This is a genomic window from Natronomonas sp. CBA1123 (assembly GCF_009741925.1).
In the GTDB taxonomy this organism is placed as follows: domain Archaea; phylum Halobacteriota; class Halobacteria; order Halobacteriales; family Haloarculaceae; genus Natronomonas.
In genome coordinates this window covers 1-25,797 of sequence record NZ_WPCC01000037.1, presented here as the reverse complement: position 1 = coordinate 25,797, position 25,797 = coordinate 1, and the positions used below count along the sequence as shown (strand labels likewise).

The window sequence follows — 25,797 nt, the reverse complement described above, 5'->3', positions numbered from 1 at the left end:
ATGAACAGCCCGGTTCCCGGCGTGATATCGCGTTCCTGGGCCCAGCCTTTCGGAATCGAGACAGTGAACGTCGACCCGCCGGCGAGTTGGACCTTCCGTTCGGCCGGCCCGCCGTCGGTGGCAGTTCGTTTCATATCAATAAATCAACTCGTCGTCGTGTTCGACCATGTAGACGATGCGTGCACAGACGTTGACCGCGTGGTCGGCGACGCGTTCGAGGTCCCGAATCGTCAACAGCAACCGCGAAGCGTCTTCGAGTATCGCCGCCGACTCGTCGCCGTAGTTCGTCCGCAACAGGTCCGCGACGACAGTCTCGCTGGCCGTCTCACAGAGCTGGTCGATGTCGTCGTCGCGCAGCGCGACCTCACGTGCAATCCCGGCGTCGCTTCGGTCGTAGGCGTCGATGGCGTCGGCTACCATCGTCCGCACCCGCTCGCCGATGTGTCGGATATCGACCTCCGGGTACCGTTGGCGTTCGGCGTCGAGCGCATAGCCTGCGAGATTGGTCGCCAGGTCACCGATGCGTTCGAGGTCGGTGAGTATCTTGAACGAGGCGGCGACGAACCGGAGGTCGCTCGCGACCGGCTGTTGGAGCGCGAAGAGGCCGATGCAGTCGGATTCGAGGTCGAGATACGTCTCGTTGATTTCGTCGTCGCCCTCGATGACCTCCCGGGCGAGTTCCTCGTCTTTCGTCTCTAACGCCGTCAGTGCGCCGTCGTATCGACCGAGGACGACCTCGCCCATCTCGACCACATCGGCCCGGAGCGCCCGCAGTTGGCGCTGATAATCCGTCCGTGCCATGGTTATCCGAACTTGCCGGTGATGTAGTCCTCGACACGGTCGCTGTTGGGGTTCTCGAATATCTGGTCGGTGTCGCCGTACTCCACCAGTTCCCCGCCAGTGAGGAAGACGGCCGTCTGGTCGGAGATGCGGGCCGCCTGTTGCATGTTGTGCGTGACGACGACGACGGTGTACTCCTCGGCCAACTGCTCGATGAGGTCCTCGATTTTGGCCGTCGCAATCGGGTCCAGCGCCGAGGCCGGTTCGTCCATCAGGATAACGTCGGGGTCGACCGCCAGACAGCGTGCGATACAGAGCCGTTGCTGTTGGCCGCCGGAGAGACTGAGCGCGTTCTCGTCGAGGCGGTCTTTGACTTCGTCCCACAGCGCCGCCTTCCGGAGGGACTCCTCGACGATTCGGTCCCGCTGTTCGCGGTCGTCGCGGCCAGTGAGGCGGTCGAAGAAGCCGGTTCGGATGTCACCGTGTTTGCGCGGGCCGTAGGAGACGTTCTCGCGAATCGACTTCGGGAACGGGTTCGGCGCCTGAAACACCATGCCCACGCGCTTGCGGAGTTCGACGAGATTGACGCCGTCCCCATAGATGTTCTCGCCGTCGTAGGACACCTCGCCGTCGATTTCGGCGGCTCGAATCCGGTCGTTCATTCGGTTGAGACACCGAAGGAACGTCGACTTTCCGCATCCAGACGGTCCGATGAGCGCGGTGACGCTCTCCTCGGGAATCTCCATGCCGATGTCCTTCAGCGCGTGGTCGTCGCCGTAGTGGACATCGAGGCCACTGACCGATATCTTCGAGTCACCATCGAAGTGGTACTGGCGCCACGAGGGCTGAATCGTTTCCTCGGACTCACCGACGGTCGTCGTCCGTTCGTCGGGGTCGTCGGGCCGTTCCGTCTCGTTTAGTGTCGTGTTACTCATGGTTGAGTCTCCGTCTGAAGTACATCCGCGTGGCGATACCGACCGCGTAGAACGACAACACGACCACCAACAGCACGAAGGCAGTTCCCCAGCCATACTCGACGGCGTTCTCCGCGGAGACGCCCGAGGTGATGGTCGCGTACAGTTGATACGGCAGCGCCGGCGCGCTCTGCAGTAGCGCGTCGTTGGCGACGAACGGCGGTGCCGACGTGAACTCGAAGGACCCGAGAACGTTCGGCGCGTCGTCCCGCAAGCCACCGGACATCACCAGGAGGATGGGTGCCGTCTCGCCGGCGATGCGACCCACACCCAAGATGACGCCGGTGACGATGCCAGGCATCGCCGCGGGGACGACGACGCTCTTGATGGTTTCCCACTGGGAGACGCCGAGGGCGGCGCTGGCGTCGCGGTACTCGTCGGGAACGGACTTGATGGCCTCCCGAGAGGTGATGAGACACAGCGGCATCAGCATGAAGCCCAACACGAGGATGCCCGACAGCAGCGAGGTGGTGCCGCCGAGTCGCGGCACGAGGAACGCGTAACCGAACAGGCCGTAGACGACCGAGGGCGTCGACCACAGCCCGTTCGTGGCGATTTCGACCGCGCCGACGAACGGCCCCTGTTCGGCGTACTCGGTGAGGAAGACGGCGGCGGCGACGGCGACGGGCACGCCCGTTACCGTCGCGCCGACGACGAGATACAGCGTCCCGACGATGGCCGGGAACACCCCGTTGACCACGTCCGGCCGGAACGAGTAGCCGTTCAGTACGAACGGCCAATCGAAGGGGTACAGCGAGAAGCCCTCGAATGCGGGGCCGATGCCCTTCGTGACGATGAAGAGGATGACCGCCAACAGGACGGCCAACATCCCGAGGGCGTTCAACGCGACCAGGAGATAGGCGCCGGCCTGTCGGCCCTCGCTCCCGTAGCCGCCGTAGGATTTCGCGCCGGCCCACGCCGTCAGGAGCGCGGCGGCGGCCGTCAGCGTCGGTATCGTCATCGACCCACTGAACGCCGCCGAGAGCCACTCGGGGTCCCACAGCCACGCCGGCGTCAGCAGGTTCGTCAGGACGGTCCCCGAGACGGCGACGGCGACGACGACCGCCGGCAGCGTCGACCCGATATCCTCGGACAACAGGCCGAGGCCGACGAACGTGACCGCGCCCGCGAGCAGGCCGACGGGGAAGCCACCGAGCGGACCGAGGACGCCCAGTTGGAGGGTCGCAAGCCAGACGGCAGCGGCGGCGATGATGCCGAAGGCGCCCGCCGTGACCGTGCCGGGCGTCTCGTCGGGCGTCGTATCGAACGCCCCGAGTGCCGACCCGACGCCGACGACGAAGACGCCGAGGCCCATCGCCAAGAGCCCACCCGCGAGGAAGTCGTACAGACCGACGCCGAGGACCGACGCCTCCTCGGTCACCACACGGGCGACCGCTAGCACCGACAGCATGAACACGAGGAGACCGATTCCGATGACCGTCGAAGCGACGCGTTCGCCGAGCGTCGTCTCGTCGGTGACGAGCGTCGAGGCGTACTCGCCGCTCATGGGTCACCCCCGAGTTTCTTCTCCATCCGAAGTTCGACGCGGCGCGCCCCGACGGACAACACCAACACGGTGACGAAGAGGACGACCCCCGCCGCGAACAGCGCGCTCAGATGCGTACCGTCGGCGTTGCCGTACTGACTGGCGATGAGACTCGTCAACGTCTCGGTGCTGGCGAAGACGTCGGCCAGCGGTTGCGGGAGCTGTTGGCTGTGACCGATGATGACCGTCGCGGCCATCGTCTCGCCGATGGCCCGACCGATGCCGAGCAGGACGGCCGCCGAAACGCCCGACAGCGCCGCCGGGAGCGTGATGCTCTTGGTGGTCTGCCACTCCGTGGCGCCCATCGCGACGGAGCCGTCGCGCATGCTCGCGGGCACGCTCGTGAGCGCGTCGTCGGCGACGGAGACGACCGTCGGCAGCGCCATCAGCCCGATGACGAGACCGACCAGAAAGAGGCTCCCGAGGTTCGACATCCGCAGGTTCTCGAAGAGGAACGTGTTCAGCGTCACGAAGCCGAGATAGCCGTAGACGATGGAGGGGATACCGGCCAGAATCTCCACGCCCGGTTTCACGGCGTCGCGGACCATCGGCGGCGCGATTTCCGCGAGGAACAGCGCCCCCGCGATGCCCAGCGGTCCCGCGATGACCATCGCGATGGCGGTGGTCACGAGCGTCCCCCAAATCATCGGCACCAGCGAGTAGGTGTTCGAGCCGGTGCTCCAGAACGTCTCGACGGCCGGCAGCGAGACGCCGAAGACGGTCACGGGGTCAGTGAAGCCGAACAGGCCGGTGCCCATCACCCGGAAGGCGGGAATCGCCCGATAGAAGATGAACACCGTGATGAGGCCGAGAATCGCAATCGTCGAGGTGGTGGCGATGAGCGTGACGACTCGTGCGGTTACGTCCTGGTGGGCGACCCAGCCGTAGGCGACCGCCACCACGAACGCCACCAACGGAACCGCGGCGAGCGGGCTATTCAACAGGAACAACGCGAACGTCGCGAACAGACTGAGCGACAGCACGACGAGCATCGCCGCCGCCTTCGTCGAGAGTCCGCTCGCCCGTTCGAGTCGCGGAAGCCGTCCGAACAGGGTCGAGCCGAGCATGGAGTGAAAGGGTAGGTTCGTTCCGAACGGCTCAGTTCGATGGCTCCGGCAGTTTGTCTATCTCTTCCTGCCGACGGTCGTCGTTCAGCGGGAGGTAGTCGGCGGTCTCGACGAACATCTTATTGCCGTACTCGCTGAGAAGCATCCGGAGGAAGGCAGCCTCCTTGTCGGAGGTGCCGTCCCACGTATAGCAGTGCAGCGCCCGCGACAGCGGGTAATCGAGGGTACCGAAATCGTCGGGGTACTCGTACAGTTGGCCCTCGATTTCGAGGTCGATGGCCGGCGTCGCGTCGTCGACGAATGCGAGGGCGATGTACGCAATCGCGTTGTCGGAGTTGTCGACGAGCGTCTTGACCTGCTGGTTTTGGCCCTTTCGGGTGTCGACGCCGGGCATCTCGGCGTCGGGGTCACCGAGGACGTTCGCGCGGAACGAGGTGTCGGTCCCGGAGCCGACCGCACGACCGACGGCCTGAATTTCCTTGTCGGGGCCGCCGAACTCCGACCAGTTCGTGACGTCGCCGCGGTAGATGTCCTGGATGTCCGAGAGGGTCAACTGCGTGATGCCCGCCTCGTACAGTTCGGAACTGACGATGATGGGTTGAGCGTCGATGGCGACGACGTGGTCCGTGAACGGTTCGAGTTCGGACTCCGGTCGGTCGGGGAACTCCGCGCTGACCGGGGCGCTGGCGTCACCGATGTCGACCTGTCCCTTTTCGAGCTTTTCGAGACCGACACCCGTGTGGTTCAGGCCGACGCTGACGAAGAACGGCGGGGTGCCCTCCTCGCCGCTGGGTTCGAAGCCGTAGAGGCCGGCCCAGTAGTCGGCCATGTTCTTGTCCGTCTCGATGCCGTACTGGCTGGGACCCCAGTACTCCTCGTCGGAAGCCGGCGCGTTGCCGTTCCACAGCGACCCACCGCGGCTCGTTATCGGGTACACCGTCGAAGAGCCGTCGGCGGTCAGCGGGGCGGTTCCAGAGTCGTCTGCCTCGGCCGAACCGTTGCCGTTGCCCTCGTCGCCGCCCAGACAGCCAGCAAGCGACGCCACGCCTGCGGCGCCGGTCGCGAGAATCATTTTCCGCCGCGATACAGCCACGCTCGGACGCTCTGAGTCCTGCGTCATCACCTGATGAGAACGGAACTGGTACTAAACCGGTTTATAATAGCCCTATCACCGGATACTGTTCGTGGGGTACGGCTCACGTCCCGCACAGAGGACAACGTACGACTCCGAGTGCTATCGAGTGCTATATACCGCACATAGCGTGGCGTCGATTGCACGGGGTGGGGGAAGCGAGCTTCGGTGTGTAGAGCTATTTTAGCTACTGTTCAAGCCTGTTTTGCATAGAAGTCCTACTGACAGGGTTTTGAGCACCCAATCGAAACAATTACTTGAGAGTCTGTTCAACTGTTTGTCGATGGCACAAGCCACCGAACGACTCCAGCGGTACCTCGAAGACGAACTCGGGGAGTGTCGCAGCGAGGACGTCGAACGGCGCCTCGAGGAACTCGACACCCTCGAACGCGCACTCGGCGAGGCTCGTGTCGAGACGGAACTCGACGTGCTCTCGGCGCTGGCAAACGAGACGCGCTACACGCTCGTTCGCGTCCTCGTCGCTGCAGGCGAAGAACTGTGCGTCTGTGAACTCGCGCCGCTCGTCGACGTGAGCGAGAGCGGTCTCAGCCACGCGCTGTCGGAGCTCGTCGATTCGGGCCTCGTCGAGGGGCGCAAGGAGGGCCGCTGGAAAAAGTACCGAGCGACCAACCGCGCCGTCGCGCTCGTCACCGTCCTCGAGGGCAGCGTGGATGAGTAACGCCCACGAACACGGCCCGAACTGCGACTGTGAGAGCTGTGGTGACCCCCGGTCGATGGACTTCCTCGACAAATATCTCACCGTCTGGATTTTCGGCGCGATGGCCCTCGGCGTCGGATTGGGCTTTCTCGCCCCCGGAGTCACCCAACCCATCCAGGAGTTCCACCTCGTCGAAATCGGCCTCGTCCTGATGATGTATCCCCCGCTCGCGAAGGCCGACTACTCGAAACTCCCGACGGTGTTCTCCAACTGGCGGGTGTTGAGCCTCAGTCTCGTCCAGAACTGGCTCATCGGCCCGACGCTGATGTTCGGGTTGGCCGTCTTCTTCTTCAGCGGCCTCGTACCCGGCCTGCCGGCCCGCCCCGAGTACTTCCTCGGGTTGGTGTTCATCGGAATGGCCCGCTGTATCGCGATGGTGCTCGTCTGGAACGAACTCGCCGAAGGCTCCACCGAGTACGTCACCGGACTCGTCGCGTTCAACAGCCTCTTTCAGATACTCACCTACGGCGTCTACGTCTGGTTCTTCGCGCTCGTGTTGCCGCCGCTGCTCGGCATGGAGACGCTCGTCGCCGGCATCACCACCTTCGACATCACCATCGAGCAAGTGTTTTGGGCCATCGCCATCTTCCTCGGCATCCCCTTCGCTGGGGGCTTTCTCACCCGCACGGTCGGCACCCGAGTCAAGAGCGAGCAGTGGTACGACGAGTCGTTCGTTCCGAAAATCGACCCGCTCACGCTGGTCGCGCTGCTGTTTACCGTCGTCGTGATGTTCGCCACGCAGGGCGGCGCCATCGTCGACCAGCCGACCGACGTGCTGTTGCTCGCCGTCCCGCTGACCATCTACTTCGTCGTGATGTTCCTCGTGAGCTTCGGGATGGGCCGGGGCATCGGCGCCGACTACTCGACGACGACCGCCATCGGCTTCACCGCCGCATCGAACAACTTCGAGTTGGCCATCGCCGTCGCCGTCGCCGTCTTCGGCGTCGGTTCCGGCGTGGCCTTCGCCACCGTCGTCGGCCCGCTCATCGAGGTGCCCGTCTTGCTCGCCTTGGTCAACGTCGCGCTGTACTTCCAGCGGCGGTTCGACTGGAGCGGCTTCGACACCGGCCGACTCGACGATTCGACGACCGACCCCACGACGAACGACGATTAACATGTCCACGGACACCGACACCACCGACCCGATTCGCATCGCCTTCATGTGCGTTCAAAACGCCGGCCGCTCGCAGATGTCGACCGCCTTCGCCGAACGCGAACGACGGCGGCGCGGCCTCGAACAGCGCATCGAAATCCTCACCGGCGGCACCGACCCTGCCGACGCCGTCCACGACGAAGTCGTCCGGGTGATGGACGAGGTGGGCTTGGACCTCTCGGAGCGCAAGCCACGGGAAATCACCGTCGAGGAACTGAACTCGTGTGACTACGTCGCGACGATGGGGTGTTCGACATTGGACGTCGGCGACGTCGACGACGGAGTCGACGTTCGCGACTGGGCGCTGACCGACCCCGACGGGAAGGAACTCGAGGACGTCCGTGAGATTCGAGACGAAATCGAACGGACGGTCGCCGCCTTGTTCGACGACATCGAGTCGTCGGCCTGAGGCCCAATTCCCACCCGCGACGTCTCCCTTGCGATACGGACACACAGAGAGGACAGCGGAACACCCCGTATCCCCTGATAGCGGCACGAAGAGAGCGTTTAACGCAATTATTTGGACGCTTCTGCTAGTGGATTTTTACCCATCCTCCTGTCAGTGAGCGGTGATGACTGCGGGACAGAGCGGACGGCAGAAGCGAACCGAACCGACGACATCGACACGGCGGGCGGTCCTGGAGGCCGCCGGCGCCGGGTCGGCGATGGGCGCGCTGGCGATGCTGTTTTCGAGCAGCGCGGCGGCCGACGACGCCGACCCACACGGAGCGGCGGCGGCCGACGACATCTTCGATGTCGACCGAACGAGCGAAGCGGTGTACCCACAGTCGGTCGCAAGCGGCGGACCGACGCCGAGCGGCGCCATCGTCTGGACGCGAATCGACCCGGCCGCCTACGAGGGCGACCAACCGGTCGGCCTGCAGGTGACACCCGCGCCGGACCGCGAAGCCGAAAACGCCGACGCCGACTTCTCGACGGCCGAGACGCGACACTTCCGAGTACCGTCGTCGGCGTTCGGCCCCGACTCCGATTACACGCTGAACGTCGATTTGGACGGCGAACTCGACGCAGACACCTTCTACTTCTATCGATTCGTCTACGACGGCGACGCCTCGCCGGTCGGCCGCCTGCGGACCCTACCGGGCCCCGAGGCCGACCCCGACCGACTGAAACTCGCGTGTGCGTCCTGTAACAACTACCTCCACGGCTACTTCGGCGGGTTCGCACACATCGCCCGCGAGGACGCCGACTACCTGCTCCACCTCGGCGACTTCGTCTACGAGTACGGCGGCGCGGGCAACCAACCCGGCCGTGACATCCAGTTGCCCTCCGGCAACGACGTTGCCCACACCCTCGACGACTTCCGGACCATCCACCGCACCTACCGCGCCGACGAGCACATGCAGGCCGCGTTGGCCCGCCACACCCTCGTTTTGACCTGGGACGACCACGAAATCGTCAACAACCGCTGGTGGAACTACGAGACGGACGCGCCGAACACCGCCTCCCACCCCTACGGCGACGACCCCGAGCGGATGCGGCAGTTGTACGTCGAGGGCATCGAGGCGCTGGCCGAGTACGTCCCCTTCCGCGTCGAGTACGACCGCACGGCAGAGGACCTCCACGAGCGGTTCCGGCTGTACCGCTCGCTGGAGTTCGGCCGACTCGCGGAGCTGTTCATGACCGATGAGCGCCTGTATCGGTCGCCGCCGCCAGAAGACGAGTTCGGCCAACGCGACATCGCCGCCCCGCCCGCCCGGAACGTCGACGACCCCGACCGGACGATGCTCGGCGGCGACCAACGGGAGTGGTTCATCGAGGGCGTCACGGAGTCGGAGGCGACGTGGAAAGTCTGGGGCAACTCCGTGTTGAACGCCGCCCTGAAGGCCACCAACGCCGGCGAGCAGGGGAGTTTCTTCGTGAACTACGACGCCTGGGACGGCTACGAACACGAGCGACAACTCATCATGGGCGAATTCCGGCGGGCCGCCCGCGGCCGCGACGGCGCGCTCAACCTCATCACGCTGACCGGCGACATGCACGCCTACGTCGCCGCCTACGCGAAGACCGACTACCGCGACCCCGAGCATCAACAGCCGCTTCCGGGCGCCGAGGCCGACCGCGTCGGCGTCGAATTCATGTCGCCCGGCGTCACCAGCGACAACCTCGGCGCACAGACCCCGACGCCGGCGGACCTCGAAGAAGACGCCGCCGAACTGCTCGTCGAATCCCAGAACCCTCACATCGAGTGGTTCAACTGGTCGCGGTACGGCTACACCACCGTCGAATTCACCGACGACGAGGCCGTCTACACCGCCTACGGCGTCGACCGGACCGTCGATTCGGCCGACGCACCGAAGCGCCTCCTGCGAAGCTATCGTGTCCCCGAAGGTGAAGTGCAACTGGAGGAACTCCGCGGCGGACCGGTTCCGACGCTTCCGGAGACGCTGCCCGGCGCCGGCGACCTGTCCGGAGGTGTCGACCGATGAGCGACGACCTCTCACGGCGCGGGGTCCTGAAGGGCGTCGCCGCCGCCTCCACGACGCCGTTTCTCGTTTCCTCGGCCGCCGGGCAAGTCGAGGTTCCCGACGGGCCGGCAGGCGTCCACGTCGCCTACGGCCGCGACCCCGCGACGACGCTCCGCGTGGGGTGGACAGGCGCGCCGGCGGCCGACGCCCGCCTCGAAATCGGCGAACCGGACGCCCCGGCGACGACGGTCAGCGCCACTCAACAGCCTGTACCGGGGAAGGAAGCGGTCGCCTACAGCGCGACCGTGACGGGGCTGGACCCGGCGACGACCTACGAATACGCGGCCGCCCTCGACGACCGCCGCTCGGAGCCCTTTACAGTCTCGACGGCCGACCCCAAATCCGGATTCTCTGTCACCGCCGTCGGCGACCACGGCGTCGCCGACCCGAACAACCCCTTCCAGCGGGCCAACACCGACGACCCCCAACGCGTGATGGCGACCGCCGCCGAACGCGACCCCGACGTGCAGTTGCTCCCCGGCGATGTGGCCTACGCCAACGGCAAACCCTCGACGTGGGAGTTGTACTTCGAGACCTTCGAGTCCTTCTACGCGGAGACGCCGTTCATGACCGTCCCCGGCAACCACGAGGCCGAACCCGGGACGGGACTGCTCCAGTACGACCGCCGCCTCAACGACCTGATGCCCGTCGACGACACCCTCGCGCTCGAAGACCTCCAACACGAACAGCGGTGGTATCACTTCGACTACGACAACACCCGCTTCATCGGTCTCTCGACGACGACGGACGGCTGTGGCGACGTGGGCCGCGGCGAGGAGTTCGTCCCCATCTACGACCCCCGCTGTGAGTTCGGCGGCCTCACCTACGGCGACGTACAGGAGCGATTCCTCGAAGCGACGCTGGAAGACGCCGCCGAGGACGACGACCTGACGTGGACCGTCGTCTACTTCCACGGCCCGCTGTGGACGGACTCGCCGGACCACGCACCGCGCAGTCTCCTCCGGGACCGCTGGGGGACACTGTTCGACGAGTACGGCGTCGACCTCGTGTTGTGCGGCGACAACCACGTCTACGAGCGGACGAAGCCAATCGAGGCCCGCCCGGACCGCGACGACTACGGCCCCGATTCGGCGTGGAACTGGGAGTCGCCCTACGGGACGACGTTCGTCACCAACGGCACCGGCGGAACCTCCCACTACGGCTTCGGTAACACCGCCCCGAGCGACTACCTCGCCCGCCGGAGCAACCGCTACTTCGGCGTCACCGAACTCGACATCGACGACGAACGCATCCGCGTCGAGTACGTCACCAGCGAGACCGACGACGACGGCGAGCAATTGGTCGCCGACGCCTTCGAGATTCGGAAGGCCGACGAAGCCACCGACTCGGGCGTCCCGAAACCCGAGCAAATCGACCGCTACGATGGCCCGGTGACCGAGGCACTCGTCGTGGAGGGCACCCGAACCGACGACGGGTCGGTGTTCACCGCCGGCCAACCGAACCAAATCGACCTCACCTTCGAGGCGACCGAGGCGGTTCGCATCCGCGACCGCATCCCGGCCGCCTGGGACGCCGTCGCCGGCGACACCGAGCGGACCGAACCCGGCCCCGGCGACACGAAGTGGGTGTACTTCGACATGGACGCGACCGAATCCGGGTCGGTCACCTACTTCGCGGAGGTCCCGGGGGGCATCGATTCCAGCGACCGCTACACCTTCGGCCCGTTTCAGGCCTACGACCCGAGCGCCGAGGAGTGGCTGACCGTCCCGGGGACGACCGGGGAAGCGACCGTCGTCGGCATCGACACCGGCGCGCTGTAAGCGACCGCCGGGAACTTTGTCGGTGGCGAGTCGACCGGTCGGTATGGTCTCCGAAGCGGCCGACATCGCACTGTTCGGCGCCTACCTCGTCCTCCTCGCCGCGGTTGCTGTCCAGTACTATCGCGGCGCGATTCCGCGACAGCGACTGACGATGCTCGTCGGCCTCTGCTGTACGTGGCTGGCCTACGGCGTACTCCAGTTGACCGACGGCGGGCCGTTGCCGTCCGCCGGACCGCTGAATCTCGCCTTCGATGGCCTCTCCATCGTCCTCCTCGTCGTCGGTTTGTACCTGTTGTATCGGTGGTATCGGCACCGTGAGGGCGACGAGAAGGCTCCCGAACCCGGCGACTGATTCGGCGACTACCGCGCCCCCTCGTCCTCGTACCCGACGAGGTCCGGTGGGCGGAGGGCGGTACATCGAGGGGACCGATTCGAGGGAGTACCTTCATACGGCGGTGCCATCAAGCCCCGGTGATGAACGGGGCGGTGGCGTATCTGGCGCGGTCGGAGACTCGTATCGAACTGTTGTCGGTGTTGGCGGAGGGGCCGGCCGATGGCCGCGAACTTCGCACGAAACTCGACGCCTCACGGACCACCGTCTCGCGGACCCTCGACGGACTCATCGAGCGGCAGTGGGTCACAGAAGAGAACAACGGTGGGCCGTACCGCCTCACCGCACTCGGCGCCTACGTCGAACGTGAGTTCTCCGACCTCCTGGACGCCTTCGAACTCGGTGAGGACCTCACACCACTGTTGGGACGGGTGACCACCGACGAGTTCGACCTCGACCCGGCGGCGCTGGCAGACGCCGACATCGTCGAGGCGACGACCGAACAGCCGTTGGCGCCGGTCGAGCGCACGATGGCCGCCCGGCGGGACTCCGATAGCATCCGTGAGTTCGCGACGGTCGTGATGCAGGACAGCGCCGACATGGCACACGAACGCATCGAGAACGCGACCGGCAGCGACACCGTCGAGTTCGTCGTCGATGCCGAAGTCGTTGCCGCGATGCGCGATGACCCGTCGTACGAGGACTACCTCGACACGGTGGCGAACGCCGACGGCGCGAACTACTACGTCCACGATGACCTCCCGTACATGCTCGCGCTGCTCGACGACCGAGTCCTCTTCGGCGTCGTCGACGAGCGGGGCACGCCGCTCGCGCTCATCGAAAGCGAGTCAGAGGCGGTGTACGAGTGGGCCGAGGCGACCTTCGAACAGTACCGCGAGGAGGCCGACCCCCTCGATGCCTGAACTGTGCACGCCGTGCACATCGTGCAGGGAGTAGCGTGAATACCCCTCGAACCGTCGAGACGAACGGTGGGGATGCACCCGATTCCAGCCGTCGGGTCACGTTCGGTCAGCGATACTGCAGACCGAACTCGGCTTCGAGCGTCTCGTGATATTCATCGGGAGCGACCGCTCGCTCGCGTTTTTCGCCGTCGGTGACCTCGGTGAACGTCTCCGGCGTCAGGCGTTTGTAGCCACGTTCGGTGCCGACGTTGACCGTCGGGTCGCCGGTGAACGTCGACTCCGGGGCGGTCGCGAGGTGGTCACACGTCGCCGCGAAGTACGACAGCTGTCGGGGGTCGGTCGTGAAGATGTAGCGGTCGTCCCACTCCTCCCCCGAGCGCGTTTGAACGACGTAGTCGGCGTCGGGGCGGTCGCTCTCGACGGTTCGCCACTCGATGCCGGCGCCGTCGGGGCCGACGCGGCCGCCGACCGGAAGCGGCTCTCGGAGTTTCGGCAGCCCCAACCCCACGTCGACGACGTGCGGGCGGTCGAAGTCGACGAGAAGCGCGTGGTGGTTCGCCGGGGGGACGGGGGGTCGCCGTCGTCGTCGAGGACACCGGCGGCGATGCGGTCGGCGTCGAAGCCGAGTTCCGCGAGCAGCCACCCGAAGAGGCCGTTCAACTCGAAGCAGAAGCCGCCGCGTTCGCGCTCGACGAGTTTCTCGTAGAGCGCTTCGAGTTCGAGCGTGACGCCTTCGCCGGAACGGTCGCCATAGGGGTCTCCGGTTATCGACAGCGTCTCGAAGGGCACCGTCCGGACGTGGGCCGACTGGAGCCGTTCGACCGTCTCGAACGTCGGCGGCCACGCCTCGGCGGGGTCGACGCCGAGGCGGGCGAGATAGCGGTCGGGGTCCATGTTCGGAGGTGAGGGCGAGTGCCACAAAAGCGCTCGCTGAAGCCGATTGCTGTAGCGGTCGTGATAGGTTCCGGGAACACACTTGACGCCAGCGCTCGAATGCGACACATGGCAGTCGAAGACCTCCCCGCACTCGGCATCGGCACCTACGAGAACACCGACTACGAAGTGTGTGCGAACAGCGTCGAGACGGCGCTGAACGCAGGCTATCGGCACGTCGACACCGCCGAAGGCTACGACAACGAGGCCGCCGTCGGCGACGGTATCGTGACCTCCGGCGTCGACCGCGAGGACGTGTTCCTCGCGACGAAGGTGAGCCCCGACAATCTCGCATACGACGACGTACTCGACCACGCCCGAGCGAGTATCGACCGGTTGGGCGTCGAGACGCTCGATTTGCTGTACGTCCACTGGCCGATTCGCGCCTACGACCGCGAGGGGACGCTCGCCGCCTTCGACGAGTTGTACGACGACGGCCTCATCCGCAACGTCGGCCTCTCGAACTTCACGCCCGAACTGCTCGAAGACGCCATCGAGACGCTCGACGCGCCGCTTTTCGCTCACCAGGTCGAGTGTCACCCGCTGTTCCAACAGGACGAACTGCGCGCGATGGCTCGCGAACACGGCCACCACCTGGTCGCCTACACGCCGCTTGCGAAAGGCGACGTGACCGACGTTCCCGAGTTGGTCGATATCGCCGAGAAACACGACGCCACGCCGGCACAGGTGGCGCTGTCGTGGCTGCTGTCGAAGGAGAGCGTCTCGGCCATCCCGAAATCCGCCACGCCCGAACACATCCGGGAGAACTTCGGGGCGCTCGAAGTGACGCTGGACGACGAAGACGTATCCCGAATCGACGACATCGACCGCGAGAAGCGATACGTCGACTTCGAGGAGGCGCCGTGGAACTGAGCAGTCAGCGTAACTTCGGACGCCTCTCGACGGAACCGAGCGAAAAAACGGTATGCAACGGGCGGCCGCCTCAGAAGTAGCGGTCGCCGATGTGGTCTGCGATACGGAGCGCGTTGGCCTGCCCGGAGTTCGTCGGGTTCGGGCCACCGACACCGTTGGCCAGCGCCGAGTGGTCGGCGACGAACAGGCGGTCGACGTTCTTCGCCTCGCCGGCGAAGTCGAGCACCTTGCCGATTCGCATCGAGGACTGCATGTGCAACAGCAGCGGCGGCCACTCCGCGCGGTGGACGTGGGAGGCACCGGCGTTGCGGTGGATGTTCGCCGCGATGCGGGCGAGTTCGTCGCGTCGCTCGTCGTCTTCCTCTCCCGGTTCGTAGCGGACCTTCGGCACTGGGCCGTGCTCGTCGGAGAACGTGTCGTCCAAGGAGACGCCGTTCTCCTGTCGCGGCATGTCGTCGGTCAACACGAGGATGGCCTTCGTCTGTCGGTAGTTGGCCATCCGGCGTTTGAGTTCCTTGCCGACGATGTAGCCGCGGGTGTCCCACGGCTCGTCGGGGTCGACCGGCGTGTCAAAGGAGTACCCCGCCTCGGTGAAGAGGTAGTCGGCGAAAGAGACCAGCCCAGGCGACATCCCGATGTCTTCGAGGCCACCCACGCCGGGCTTGTCGAAGCGGACCGCGGAGTTCTGTCCGACGTAGGGGTCCATGTGCTCTCGCTCGGGGTTGATGTCGGCGACGGTGTCGTCGTCGTAGACGCCGACGACCCAGTCGAACCAGTGGGTGGTCAGCCCCTTGCCGACCCATCCATCGTCCGGCAGGCCGCTGTTGAGCCACAGTCGCGGCGTCTCGATACAGCCACCCGCGAGGACGACCGTGTCGGCCTCGACGGTCTGGGTCGCGCCGGACCAGGTGTCACGGATTTCGACGCCGGTCGCCTCGAGGTTGCCGGCACCTTCGGCGGTGTGGACGTCGGTGACGTAGGTGTTCGGTCGGATGGCGACGTTGCCCACCTCGGGGTTGTCGTTGGTGTCCAGCGCGCGCGGCACGTAGCCGATGTTGCTGGATTTGCGGGCCTTCTCCCGGACGGGCGCGTCGACGGGCGTCGAGGAGCCCTGGAAGTGGTCGCCGACCAGCGTGTCGCCACGGAAGCCGTCGTCGTAGCTGAACGACCCCTCGTAGTTTCTATCTAGCTGCTGGCCGTTGGAAGTCTCCTTGCCGGGTTCCTCGACGGCGTTGGGCTGGGGCCGCCAGCCGGTTTCCGTGACGTTGAGACCGTCGAGTAGCGGGTACTCGCCGCTTTTCTCCTGGCTCGCACCCTCGATGAACACCTCTTCGCGGGCGGTCATCGGAGCCTGCTGAGTGCTCGTGATTTCCTCGTTGAGCCGGTAGTACGGCACCATATCGGCGTAGCTGACCTCGTCGGGCCAGTGGTCCTGTTCGTCGAAGGCCAGCGGGTAGCCGCGCGGGTGATTCGAAGAAGTAGTGCGTCGACGTACCGCCGACCGCCGACACCTGCCAGATGAAGGCGTTCTGGTGGAGGTTCCGGAACCACGGCGCACGCGCGCTGTTGGAGGGGCCGACCCGGAGGTAGCCGTACGTGGGGTCGTTGGCGCCGGCCTCGCGGTGGGTGAACTGCTCGTCGAGCAGTTTGCCGTCGAGGTCGTCGGGGTCGGTGCTGACCGTCCCGCCCGCATCGACGTGCGGTTCGGGCCACTCCTCGTTGCCGTAGAAGGGGCCGGCTTCGAGCAACAGCACGTCGACGTTGTGGTCGCGTGCGAGTTTCCACGCGGCGACCGGGCCGTCGGCGCCCGCACCGACGACGACGACGTCGGGGTCGTTCACAGCAGGTCACCTCCGGTGGCCTCCTCGGCTTCATCCGCGGCCTCGTCGGGCAAGTCGGGGTCGACCGGACCGGGCGTCTCGTTGGTTTCCCACTCGTCTTCGAACCCGCCGGGGACGGCGTGGCGCCAGTCGGCCGCGTAGCCGTCGGCCGGACCGGGGTAGCCGGATTGAGTTCGGCTCTGTACCTCGCTGGGGTCTTTCTGCATCTCGCGGTCGCTCGGCATCGCCGTCTTCGTCTCGCCCAGTCCCGACCACTCCGTGTAGTAGCCGAAGCCGTGCAGGCCGTTGACGGCCATGACGACGTATTTCAGGATTCCGACCGCAGGCAGCATCGGCGAGAGAACGCTGTCGAGGCGGTCGATGGCGCCGCCGTCGACGATGGTCCACAGACATCGGAGACGGTCCTCACGGGAGAGTCGGACGAACGTGCCGCCGCCCGCGAACTCGGGGTTCGGCGACGGCGTGTCCTCGTTTTCGCCACGGAGGAGGAACTCCGCAGCGACGATGTCGAAGACGAACGGGAAGAGGTTTGCATACGGGTAGTTCTGGACGACTTGGTGGGTGCCCTCGTTGGCCCCCTCGACGAGAAGGTCGAACTCCGCGATGCCCTCCGCATCCTCCGGGATGGGTGCGTCCGCGAAGTCGATGACGAGTCGGTCGGCCGCACCGAAATCCAGCAGTTCGCCGAACTGGTCGACGTCGTCGACCGCCAGGACCCCGGTGAGTTCTTCGACTGCGTCCAATCCGACGAGGTCGGTCAACGCGCCGAGTTCCGACCCCGACGAGATGGTGTCGAGGTCGAGTTGGAACAGTTCGGGGGCCATCAGCCCGTCGACGAGTTCGGTGACGGAATCGAGCGGGGCGTTGCCACCGAGGTCGCCGGTCCCCGACGACAGCCCGTCGAGGGCGTCACCGAGCGGGTTGCTGCCACCGAGGTTGCCGAGCGGCCCGCCGCCCGACTGGGTGGTCTCGACCGGCGTCTGGAGCGTCTCTGCGCGGACCTCCTGGAAGTGGTTGAAGTCCCAGATGAGGAACTTCTCCAGCTCTACGTCGAGGCCGCCCGGCACGTGCTCGGGGCCGAGTTCGTCTTCGAGTTCGGGCGTCCGGGGAACGATTGCGTCCACAATCGCCCGATACGTGTCTCGCGTGTGGGGGTCGGCGGGGACCCTGTCGTTCAGAACGTCCTGTGCTTCCGCGACGCTGACGCCGGACATCGACACGGCCGCGAGGCCGCCGACACCCTTCATGACGCCTCGCCGCGTCATCGATGCGTTGGAATCGTCTGTCATGATAGTATCTGCCAACCGCTACCGGAGACAACCGGTCATACAGGTTAACCCTACTGCGGGAAATATGGGGTGTTTTATGTCAAACTATCATATTCAATATGCTAATTGCGCCCGAGTTCTGCCCGTTGTAGATGTACTTTCCAGATTCGACTATTTAGCACCTCAAAAGCAATATTACCCGACTTTAATAGAGAATATAATTCCTGTTTCAGACCCAATTTTGACCCAATTTTGACCTCTCTAATACTATTTCAAACAAGTCATAATACTTTACTTTATATTGAATTGTTATTTCCTGTCTCGAGAGCTTGTCCGGTAATACCGGACAGAAATAAGTCGGAGGAGGCTGAAGCCGAACCGATGACGACGTATCCAGTCGCGGCGGTCAAACTCTCCCACGACATCATCGAGACCGTCGCCGAGCGTGGCCCGACCGGCGTGACCGCGGTCGCCGACGCGTTGGACGTTCCGAAGAGCACCGCCCACGACCACCTCCGGACCCTCGAAGCGGTCGGCTACGTCGTCAACGAATCGGGGACCTACCGATTGGGCACGAAGTTCCTCCACTTGGGTGAAACCGCCCGGAGCAGCCACGAACTGTTCGTCAACGGTCGGGAGGAAGCCCACACGTTGTTCGACGACACCGACGAGAAGTACGTCCAGTTGGTCACCGAGGAGAACGGCCGCTGTGGCGTGCTGTTGGCGGCCGGGTGGCGACAGGGCGGCCACACCACCGGGACGCCGGGAGCGTACCCGTCGGACCTGCATCTCCACACGAACGCCCCCGGAAAGGCGATACTGGCACACAAGGACGCGGAGACGGTCGAGCGGCTGGTCTCCGAGACGGGGTTACCTCCACGGACGGCGAACACGATAACCGACGAAGAGCGGCTGCTGGCGGAGTTGGAGACGATTCGAGACGACGGGTACGCCGTCGACGAGGGCGAACTCATCGCGGGGATGACCGGCGTCGCCGCACCCATCGTCGCAGACGAGCGAGTCCGCGGTGCCATCGCGGTGTACGGCCCGAGCGGCGCCTTCGAGGCGACTCCCGGGTCGTCGGGACTGGCCGAAACCGTCCGTCAGTCGGCCCGGACCATCGAGGCAAACCTCATCTTCACGCCGGAGTGACGTTCGTCCGGTAATGCCGGACGAAATGTCTCGTCGGCCCGGCAGTGACGCGACCGGTCGCCACGCGAAAACTAGATAGAATTCATACAGGTCACCACACAAATACGAACCTCGCACGCGCGGCAGAAACGACTTGCAAGTAGCTACCGAACGACGGGCCAGTGAACTTCGCCAACCACGTCGACATCGCCGCGCGGAACACCCCGGAGGCGACGGCCGTCGCCGACCGCACCCGTTCGCGGACCTTCGAGGGGTTGGCCGAAGACGCCGACCGCATCGCCGGCGGCCTCGATGCACTCGACGTCGGCGTCGACGACCACGTCGCCATCCACATGCCGAACGGCGTCCCGTTCGTCGCCACCTACCTCGGCGTGATGAAACGCGGCGCTATCCCGCTACCGGTCAACACCCGCTTTACCGACGAGCAAATCCGCTACGTCCTCCGGGACAGCGGCGCGAGTGCCGTCGTGACCGAGGGGTCAAGCGACATCGACGCGGCCGGCGCCCGGACGGCCGCGTATCTCGACCTCCTCGAAGATGGTGACCCGACCTGTGACGTCGAACCCCGCCGCTCCGATGAGTTGGCCGAACTGCTGTACACGAGCGGAACCACCGGCGCGCCGAAGGGCGTCTACCACACCCACGGCAACCTCGCGGCCAACGCCCGCGGGTTCATCCGATACAAGGAGTGGACCCGCGACGCCGTCGCCCTGACGGCCTGTCAGTGCTTCCACGTCACCGGCCTCAACGTCACGACGACGCCGTTTCTCGCGCTGGGTGCCGAGAACCACCTGCTCGCGGAGTGGGACGCCGAGACCGCCCTCACCGAAATCGAGCGCCACGAAGTCACCTACACCTTCCTGATTCCGACGATGCTGATGGACCTTCTCGAGTACGATGCTGTCGAGGACTACGACGTGTCCAGTCTGGAGATGATAGGCGTCGGTGGGTCACCGATGCCGAAACGGCGGATTCGAGAGGTCGAGGAGTCGTTCGGCTGTCGGCTACTGGAGGGATACGGCATGACCGAAACGACGCCGCTCGCGACGTTCAACCGGCCCGTTCCCGGCGGGAGCAAACCCGGCAGCATCGGCCGGCCGGCGACGGAGGTCGTCGACATCCGCATCGAGGACCCCACGACCGGCGAGGCCGTCAAGCGTGGCGAGCGCGGGGAGTTGCTGTGGCGTGGCGATACGGTCACCCCTCGGTACAACAACCCCCAAGATTACCGACGAGAAGTTCGTCGAGCGCGCTGTTCCACAGGAACAGCGGGACGAAAGCGGTGGAACCACCGAAGGGAGCGAGCGGTGGCTGAAATCCGGCGATATCGGCTGGATGGACGACGACGGCTTCCTCTTCGTCGTCGACCGACTGGAAGACATGTTCACGACGGGGTGTGGCGACATCTACCCCCGCGAAATCGAGGAGGTAATCTACGAGGTCGACCCCGTCGAAAAAGTCGCCATTATCGACACCCGCGACGAGGTCCGAGGGGCGACGGTGACGGCCATCGTGAAACCCCGGAGCGGCGAGTCGGTGTCCGAAGCCGACATCCGAGAGGCCTGCGAGGACGAACTGGAGAGCCACGAGGTACCCGACCGCATCGAGTTCGTCGAGGCGTTCCCGCGAACCGCGACCGGAAAACTCGACCGTATCACGTTGCGGGACCGATTCGGATAGACCTACTCGTCGTCGGTGACGTCCTGCCGGACGAACGTCACCGGACACGGCGCGTTCATCAACACGCGATGGGAGGTGCTTCCGAACACCGCCTTTCCCGTCGGCGAGCGCTTGCGTCCTCCGACGAACAGCATGTCCGTCTCAGTCTCCTTGGCGACCGAGATGATGCTGTCAGTCACGTCGCCGATTTCGCCGCGAATACGGTGTTCGACGCCGGCCTCATCGAGCGCCAGCGATATCCGGTCGATGCTCTCGAGTCGCGAGGCCAGCGTGTGCGCCGGCGGTGGGTCGTCGGGGTCGTACCCAGCCTCGGAGACCCCTTCGTCGTACGCCGACTGAGAGAACACGTGCAACAGGAACACCGTCGCTCCCGTTGCGCCCGCGATGTCACAGACGAGGCTCGCCATCTCCTCGATTCGGGCGTCGTCGTCCGGACCGACAGCTAAGGTGAGTACGTCCAATGACATACCGACCCCTTAGACCGGCCCCGATAAAACTCGGCCGGATTCCGGAGCGACGACCGGGGGAGTTTTGCGTTTTCCCTCTGAACCGACGACTGAACGAATGGACGACGAGGAATCCGAGCCAGCTGATGAGTCTGTTCGAGAGGCTGTCGAACGCTCCCGAAGCGGCGCGCCGGCGGTCGGCGAAGTCGTCCGCGACCGCTTCGAGACCCACGAGGTGTTCCAGCGAATCATCGTCGCTGCCGACGAGGAAATCGACACCGGCACCCGAGAGCTGTTCTTCAGCGGGCTGGCGGCCGGCTTTGCCATCACCATCACGTTCCTCGCGTTGGCGTCGATGACCGCCAAAACCGACGGCGACCCGCTTTTGAGCGCCGTCCTGTACCCGCTCGGCTTCGTCTACATCATCTTGGGTGGCTACCAACTGTACACCGAGAACACCCTCCCGCCCGTCGCGCTCGTCCTCGAGCGGTTGGCCAGCATCCCGACGCTGCTGCGGACGTGGGGGGTCGTCCTCCTCGGGAACTTCGCCGGTGGTGCCTTCGGCGCGCTCGTCCTCGCCTACACCGGCGTGTTCTCCCCCGAGACCACGGCCATCGCCATTGATATCTCCCAGAAAGGCATCGAGACGCCGTGGTGGGACCTGTTCTTCAAAGCCGGCTTCGCCGGCCTCGTCGTCGCCGGCGTCGTCTGGCTCGATTACGCCTCCCGGGACACCATCTCGAGACTCGTCCTCGTCTACATCGCCTTCCTCGTCATTCCGCTTGCGGACCTCTTCCACGTCGTCGTCTCCTTCACCGAGTTGATGTACCTCGTCTACCTCGGCGAGGCGGCGCTTCTGTCCGGACTGTTGGGCTTCGTCCTGCCGGTGTTGCTCGGCAACACCATCGGCGGCGTGTTGCTCGTCACCGTCGTCAACTACTTCCAGACGACCGAACGCCGACTGGAGAGCGCCCGCGAGGACGGCGTCGAACGCCAGCTATCGGTTTCGGAGTGGCTCGGCGGCGGGAGCGTCGGCCGAACGTACGTCCCCGCGGACCGCGACGACACACGACGCCGGCGACGGCGAAACGACGACGACGATTGAACGCCGCTACTCGAAGATGCCGACCGTCTCGCGCTGACGGTCGAGAACCGACGCCTCGATGTCGACGACCAGATTCCGCTCGGCGCGGTCGATTTCCGCCCGAATCCCGCCATCGGGGCGGACACAGAGCGACCGTCCCGCGTAGTCGGTGACAGGGGCATCCTCGATGTCCCGACGACCGGTCCGGCCCGTGCCGAGAACCCACCGGACGCCATCGAGCGCCCGCGCACGGAGGAGTAATCGCCAGTTGTCGCTGTGCGTCGCGGGCCACGCACCCGGAACGAGGAGGGCGTCGACGCGCTTGTCACTCATCGCAGCGCTCTCCTCGACGAAATTCAGGTCGTAACAGGTCAACAGCCCGGTCTTCCCCAGCGGCGTCTTGACGGTGACTCGTGAGTCGCCAGGGGTCAACAGTTCGCGTTCGCCGCCCCAGAGGTGCTGTTTCCGGTAGACAGCGACGACCCCGTCGCCGTCGAGATACGCCGCCGCGTTGTACGCGCCGTCCTCGGCGTCCTCGACAAAGCCGACGAGTACGTCACAGGCAGCGTCGGCGGCGGTCTCAACGAGGCGCTCGATTGCCTCGCCGTCGCGCGGAATCGCAGCCCCGGCGATGCGGTCGTCAGCGACGAAGCCGGTCAGCGCCTGCTCAGGAAAGCAGGCGATGTCGACCCGCTCCGGGAGCGCCCCGAGTCGTGATTCGACGGTTTCGAGGTTCGACTCGACATCGAGGTCGTCGACGGCCATCTGACACGCCGCGACGGTCGGAGGCATGTTCAGTCGATGTGACTGCGATTACATAATCCCCGGTGGCAGTTCAGCGTTCTACGGCACCGCTTCTGTGCGGAGAAATCAGCTGAAAGCGACCACCGAAAGAGCCGTCAGCGGAGCCAAAAACGAGTCCGATTACGCGTTCGCGTCGTCGTCCGCATCGTCAGCGTCTTCGTCCGCGTTGTTTTCGGCGTCGTCTGCGTCATCTGCATCTTCGTCCGCATTGTTCTCGGCGTCGTCTGCGTCGTCGGCAGCCTCGTCATCAGCGTTGTCTTCAGCGTCCTCCGACTCCTCGGCGGACTCATCAGCGCCGCCAGCATCGTCAGGCGCCTCTTCGGAGGCGATATCCGAGACGGCCGCACCGAGGTTGTCGATGTCACCCGACAGGAACTCGTTGATGGTGCTGTGGATATCACTCACGAACGACGGCACCTGTTCGGGCATGTCTTCGGGCGGGCCCGCATCACCCGGCCGCTCTTCGCTCCCGTTCTCGGCGGGTGTGGCCGTCGCGTTCTCGGCGGGCTGTGCAGCGGCAGCACCCGCAGCCCCGACGAGCAGGAAGCTCGCCGCGAGGACTGCGAGTACGATGTGTTTGGTGCGCATTGCATCTCAGCCTTTCCGGTGGAGGGATAAGTAGGGGGTGAGTCAGTTCGAAGCAGTTCGAACCGTTTACGCCTGAGCGGCTCGTTTTCCGGCGCGTTAAACAGTTTAAACGGAACGGCCGATATCGACACGGACCCTCGAATCGGCGCCTCGGAAACTCCTGTAATAACTCCGATGGCCGTCGGTATGGGGGCGCGAGGAGGAAGAGCCTCTCCCGTCTCGACTCCGCGCGACGCACTCGGCGCAAAAACGTGGGCGAAAAAGGCCGACCGCTCCCGACGGTCGCGGTCGGTACTGGAACTACTGTGCGTCCACCACAGCGACACTCGCCAAGTTCACAATATCCTTGACTTCGTCGCCGCGCTGCAGCACGTGGACGGGCTTGTCCATGCCGACGAGCATCGGACCGATGGCTTCCGCGCCGCCCAACCGTTGGAGCAGTTTGTAGGCGATGTTGCCGGCTTCGAGGTTCGGAAAGACGAGTACGTTCGCCGGCTCGTCCAACTCCGAGAAGGAGTAATCTCCGGTCAGCATCTCCTCGACGACCGCCGTGTCCGCCTGCATCTCACCGTCGACCGGGAAGTCCACGTCGGGAGCCGCTCGGAGCGCGTCTGCGGCCTCCCGGGGCTTGCGGGTGCCTTCGTTGTCGACCGTTCCGAAATCGGAGTACGACAGCAGCGCCACCCGGGGGTCGACGTTGAACTGTCGTGCGAGGTCGGCGGTGTGGCGAGCGACTTCGGCGAGGACGTCAGCGTCGGGCGCCTGATTGACGGTGGCGTCGGCCACGAAGACGACGCGATTTTTGAACGTCAGCATGTACACCCCCGCCGCGTAGTCGGCGTCGTCGGCCGTCCCGACAACCTGCAGCGGCGGCCGAAGCGCCGTCGGATAGTGGTTCGTCAACCCAGTCAGCATCGCGTCGGCGTCGCCCATCTCTACCATCACGCTGGCGAGATAGTCGCCGTCGTGGACCAAGGCGTCGGCCTCCCTGCGGGTGACGCCGTTGCGCTTCCGGAGGTCGTACAGGCGGTCGGCGTAGGGGTCGAGTTCGTCCGTCGTCGGGTCGACGATTTCGGGGTCGAAATCGAGTCCGAGTTCCGCCGACAGCTCCCAGATAGTGCGCTTGTCGCCGACGAGGACGGGGTCGGCGATGTCCTGTTCGATGAGTTGGTAGGCCGCCCGAATCATCTTCGGGTCGTCGCCTTCCGCGAGGACGAGTCGCTTCGGGTCGCTTTTGGCCTTGTTCAGCACCACGCGCATCATCTCGCGGGACTTCCCGAGTCGCGCTTCGAGCGTCTCCCGATACTCCCCGAGGTCGAGGGTTTCGCGGGCGACACCGGAGTCCATCGCGGCCTCGGCGACCGCCCCCGAAACCTCGAAGAGGACGCGAGGGTCGAGCGGTTTGGGGATGATGTAGTCGGGGCCGAACTGCAGTGGTTGGTCGCCGTAGGCTTTCACGACGGCGTCGGGGACGTCCTGTCGGGCCAATTCGGCGAGTGCCTCGGCGGCGGCGACTTTCATCGCCTCGTTGATTTCGGTCGCGCGGGCGTCCAAAGCCCCACGGAAGATGAACGGGAACCCGAGGACGTTGTTGACCTGATTGGGGTAATCGGAGCGCCCCGTCGCCATGATGACCGTGTCCTCGCGGGCGTTCTTCGCCGCCTCGTAGCCGATTTCCGGGTCGGGGTTCGCCATCGCGAAAATGATGGGGTCGTCCGCCATCGACCGGACCATCTCTTCGCTGACGATGCCGCCGACCGAGAGGCCGACGAAGGCGTCGGCGCCCGCCATCGCGTCGGCGAGACTGCCCCCCGTCTCGCTCGCGAACTGTGCGACGTAGGAGTGGGGGTCGTCGGCCGCGACGCGTTCCTCCGTGATGATGCCGTCGATGTCGCACATCGTGATGTTGTCGGCGGCAACGCCCAGCGACTCGTAGAATCGGGCGGTCGCGGTTGCGGCCGCGCCCGCGCCCGCGAAGACGACTTCGAGGTCGTCGAGCGCCTTGCCGGCGATGTCACAGGCGTTCAAAAGGGCCGCCCCGGAGATGATGGCCGTCCCGTGTTGGTCGTCGTGGAAGACGGGAATCGACATCTCCTCCCGGAGGAACGACTCGATTTCGAAACACGCCGGCGCGGAGATATCTTCGATGTTGATGCCGCCGAACGTCGGTTCCATCATGGCGACCGCCTCGGCGAACGCCGCCGGGTCGTCCTCGTCTAACTCGATGTCGAAGA

The 25,797-nt window shown here is 65.3% G+C and carries 23 protein-coding genes and 3 pseudogenes; 12 read left to right on the top strand and 14 right to left on the bottom strand.

Annotated features, from left to right (window positions below):
- Window positions 1-135: 135 nt before the first annotated feature.
- Genes phoU through GJ631_RS14265 form a run of 5 tightly spaced genes read right to left on the bottom strand, consistent with a single transcriptional unit; the run spans window position 136 to window position 5,487 of the window.
- Window positions 136-801: a phosphate signaling complex protein PhoU gene (gene phoU / locus GJ631_RS14285; RefSeq protein WP_156709802.1), complete on the bottom strand. Its 666-nt coding sequence runs from the start codon at window positions 799-801 to the stop codon at window positions 136-138.
- A 2-nt stretch (window positions 802-803) separates the two neighbouring features.
- Window positions 804-1,715: a phosphate ABC transporter ATP-binding protein PstB gene (gene pstB, locus GJ631_RS14280; RefSeq protein ID WP_156709801.1), complete on the bottom strand. Its 912-nt coding sequence runs from the start codon at window positions 1,713-1,715 to the stop codon at window positions 804-806.
- Window positions 1,708-3,261, bottom strand: coding sequence for a phosphate ABC transporter permease PstA (gene pstA / locus GJ631_RS14275; RefSeq protein ID WP_156709800.1), 1,554 nt, complete (start codon window positions 3,259-3,261; stop codon window positions 1,708-1,710). Before pstA ends, pstB begins: the two co-directional genes overlap by 8 nt.
- Window positions 3,258-4,367, bottom strand: a complete 1,110-nt coding sequence (gene pstC / locus GJ631_RS14270) for a phosphate ABC transporter permease subunit PstC (RefSeq protein WP_156709799.1) — start codon at window positions 4,365-4,367, stop codon at window positions 3,258-3,260. The genes pstA and pstC overlap by 4 nt, the downstream gene beginning before the upstream one ends.
- 31 nt (window positions 4,368-4,398) lie before the next feature.
- Window positions 4,399-5,487: a PstS family phosphate ABC transporter substrate-binding protein gene (locus GJ631_RS14265; RefSeq protein ID WP_156709798.1), complete on the bottom strand. Its 1,089-nt coding sequence runs from the start codon at window positions 5,485-5,487 to the stop codon at window positions 4,399-4,401.
- Window positions 5,488-5,782: 295 nt separating this feature from the next.
- Between GJ631_RS14265 and GJ631_RS14260 the strand changes: the two genes are divergently transcribed.
- The 7 genes from GJ631_RS14260 (at window position 5,783) to GJ631_RS14230 (ending at window position 12,894) form a co-directional block, all read left to right on the top strand.
- A complete protein-coding gene (locus tag GJ631_RS14260) occupies window positions 5,783-6,178 on the top strand; it encodes a metalloregulator ArsR/SmtB family transcription factor (RefSeq protein ID WP_156709797.1) in 396 nt (131 codons plus the stop codon).
- Entirely contained in the window at window positions 6,171-7,331 is a 1,161-nt protein-coding gene (gene arsB, locus GJ631_RS14255; RefSeq protein ID WP_156709796.1) for an ACR3 family arsenite efflux transporter, read from the top strand. Before GJ631_RS14260 ends, arsB begins: the two co-directional genes overlap by 8 nt.
- 1 nt (window position 7,332) lies before the next feature.
- Window positions 7,333-7,779 (top strand): low molecular weight phosphatase family protein, encoded by a 447-nt coding sequence (locus tag GJ631_RS14250; protein ID WP_156709795.1) that lies wholly within the window; start codon window positions 7,333-7,335, stop codon window positions 7,777-7,779.
- Window positions 7,780-7,942: 163 nt separating this feature from the next.
- Complete coding sequence (locus GJ631_RS14245) at window positions 7,943-9,820, top strand: alkaline phosphatase (protein WP_156709794.1); 1,878 nt, start codon at window positions 7,943-7,945, stop codon at window positions 9,818-9,820.
- The gene (locus GJ631_RS14240) at window positions 9,817-11,640 is read left to right on the top strand and encodes a metallophosphoesterase family protein (RefSeq protein WP_156709793.1); all 1,824 of its coding nucleotides are present in this window, start codon (window positions 9,817-9,819) and stop codon (window positions 11,638-11,640) included. The genes GJ631_RS14245 and GJ631_RS14240 overlap by 4 nt, the downstream gene beginning before the upstream one ends.
- Window positions 11,641-11,683: 43 nt before the next feature.
- On the top strand, window positions 11,684-11,992 hold the full coding sequence (locus GJ631_RS14235) for a hypothetical protein (RefSeq protein ID WP_156709792.1): 309 nt from the start codon (window positions 11,684-11,686) through the stop codon (window positions 11,990-11,992).
- A 122-nt stretch (window positions 11,993-12,114) separates the two neighbouring features.
- Window positions 12,115-12,894 (top strand): winged helix-turn-helix domain-containing protein, encoded by a 780-nt coding sequence (locus tag GJ631_RS14230; protein ID WP_156709791.1) that lies wholly within the window; start codon window positions 12,115-12,117, stop codon window positions 12,892-12,894.
- Window positions 12,895-13,000: 106 nt separating this feature from the next.
- Here the strand turns inward: GJ631_RS14230 and GJ631_RS14225 are convergent, their stop codons facing one another.
- Both GJ631_RS14225 and GJ631_RS19280 read right to left on the bottom strand, forming a co-directional pair.
- Complete coding sequence (locus GJ631_RS14225; RefSeq protein WP_370518686.1) at window positions 13,001-13,402, bottom strand: arylamine N-acetyltransferase; 402 nt, start codon at window positions 13,400-13,402, stop codon at window positions 13,001-13,003.
- A 131-nt stretch (window positions 13,403-13,533) separates the two neighbouring features.
- Window positions 13,534-13,788, bottom strand: a pseudogene (locus tag GJ631_RS19280) (arylamine N-acetyltransferase); the annotation flags it as partial.
- Between the two features lie 108 nt (window positions 13,789-13,896).
- Between GJ631_RS19280 and GJ631_RS14220 the strand changes: the two are divergent.
- Entirely contained in the window at window positions 13,897-14,700 is an 804-nt protein-coding gene (locus tag GJ631_RS14220; RefSeq protein ID WP_156709790.1) for an aldo/keto reductase, read from the top strand.
- Window positions 14,701-14,770: 70 nt separating this feature from the next.
- On the opposite strand, the gene GJ631_RS14215 is transcribed toward GJ631_RS14220, so the two are convergent.
- The 3 genes from GJ631_RS14215 to GJ631_RS14210 all read right to left on the bottom strand — a co-directional run bounded on the left by GJ631_RS14215 (window position 14,771) and on the right by GJ631_RS14210 (window position 17,830).
- Entirely contained in the window at window positions 14,771-15,745 is a 975-nt protein-coding gene (locus GJ631_RS14215; protein WP_370518685.1) for a GMC family oxidoreductase N-terminal domain-containing protein, read from the bottom strand.
- Between the two features lie 136 nt (window positions 15,746-15,881).
- A complete protein-coding gene (locus tag GJ631_RS19500; RefSeq protein ID WP_370518683.1) occupies window positions 15,882-16,541 on the bottom strand; it encodes an NAD(P)-binding protein in 660 nt (219 codons plus the stop codon).
- Window positions 16,538-17,830, bottom strand: a complete 1,293-nt coding sequence (locus GJ631_RS14210) for a hypothetical protein (RefSeq protein WP_156709789.1) — start codon at window positions 17,828-17,830, stop codon at window positions 16,538-16,540. Before GJ631_RS14210 ends, GJ631_RS19500 begins: the two co-directional genes overlap by 4 nt.
- A 360-nt stretch (window positions 17,831-18,190) precedes the next feature.
- Here GJ631_RS14210 and GJ631_RS14205 point away from each other — a divergent pair, with 360 nt between their 5' ends.
- From GJ631_RS14205 to GJ631_RS19495, 3 genes and pseudogenes are all read left to right on the top strand, one after another.
- A complete protein-coding gene (locus tag GJ631_RS14205; RefSeq protein WP_156709788.1) occupies window positions 18,191-18,961 on the top strand; it encodes an IclR family transcriptional regulator in 771 nt (256 codons plus the stop codon).
- 161 nt (window positions 18,962-19,122) lie between these two features.
- Window positions 19,123-20,112 (top strand): annotated as a pseudogene (locus GJ631_RS19085) (class I adenylate-forming enzyme family protein); the annotation flags it as partial.
- A gap of 7 nt (window positions 20,113-20,119) precedes the next feature.
- Window positions 20,120-20,641 carry a hypothetical protein gene (locus tag GJ631_RS19495; protein ID WP_370518682.1) on the top strand — a complete coding sequence of 174 codons (522 nt, stop codon included), beginning with the start codon at window positions 20,120-20,122 and terminating at the stop codon, window positions 20,639-20,641.
- Window positions 20,642-20,643: 2 nt separating this feature from the next.
- On the opposite strand, the gene GJ631_RS14195 is transcribed toward GJ631_RS19495, so the two are convergent.
- Window positions 20,644-21,108: a universal stress protein gene (locus GJ631_RS14195; protein WP_156709787.1), complete on the bottom strand. Its 465-nt coding sequence runs from the start codon at window positions 21,106-21,108 to the stop codon at window positions 20,644-20,646.
- Between the two features lie 97 nt (window positions 21,109-21,205).
- Here GJ631_RS14195 and GJ631_RS14190 point away from each other — a divergent pair.
- A pseudogene (locus GJ631_RS14190) lies at window positions 21,206-22,138 on the top strand (formate/nitrite transporter family protein); the annotation flags it as partial.
- A 60-nt stretch (window positions 22,139-22,198) separates the two neighbouring features.
- On the opposite strand, the gene GJ631_RS14185 reads toward GJ631_RS14190, so the two are convergent.
- The 3 genes from GJ631_RS14185 to GJ631_RS14175 all read right to left on the bottom strand — a co-directional run.
- Window positions 22,199-22,963, bottom strand: a complete 765-nt coding sequence (locus GJ631_RS14185) for a carbon-nitrogen hydrolase family protein (RefSeq protein WP_156709785.1) — start codon at window positions 22,961-22,963, stop codon at window positions 22,199-22,201.
- Window positions 22,964-23,095: 132 nt separating this feature from the next.
- The gene (locus GJ631_RS14180) at window positions 23,096-23,563 is read right to left on the bottom strand and encodes a hypothetical protein (RefSeq protein ID WP_197425084.1); all 468 of its coding nucleotides are present in this window, start codon (window positions 23,561-23,563) and stop codon (window positions 23,096-23,098) included.
- Between the two features lie 300 nt (window positions 23,564-23,863).
- Window positions 23,864-25,797: phosphate acyltransferase (locus GJ631_RS14175; protein WP_156709784.1), on the bottom strand; the 1,934-nt coding region annotated here is incomplete at its 5' end.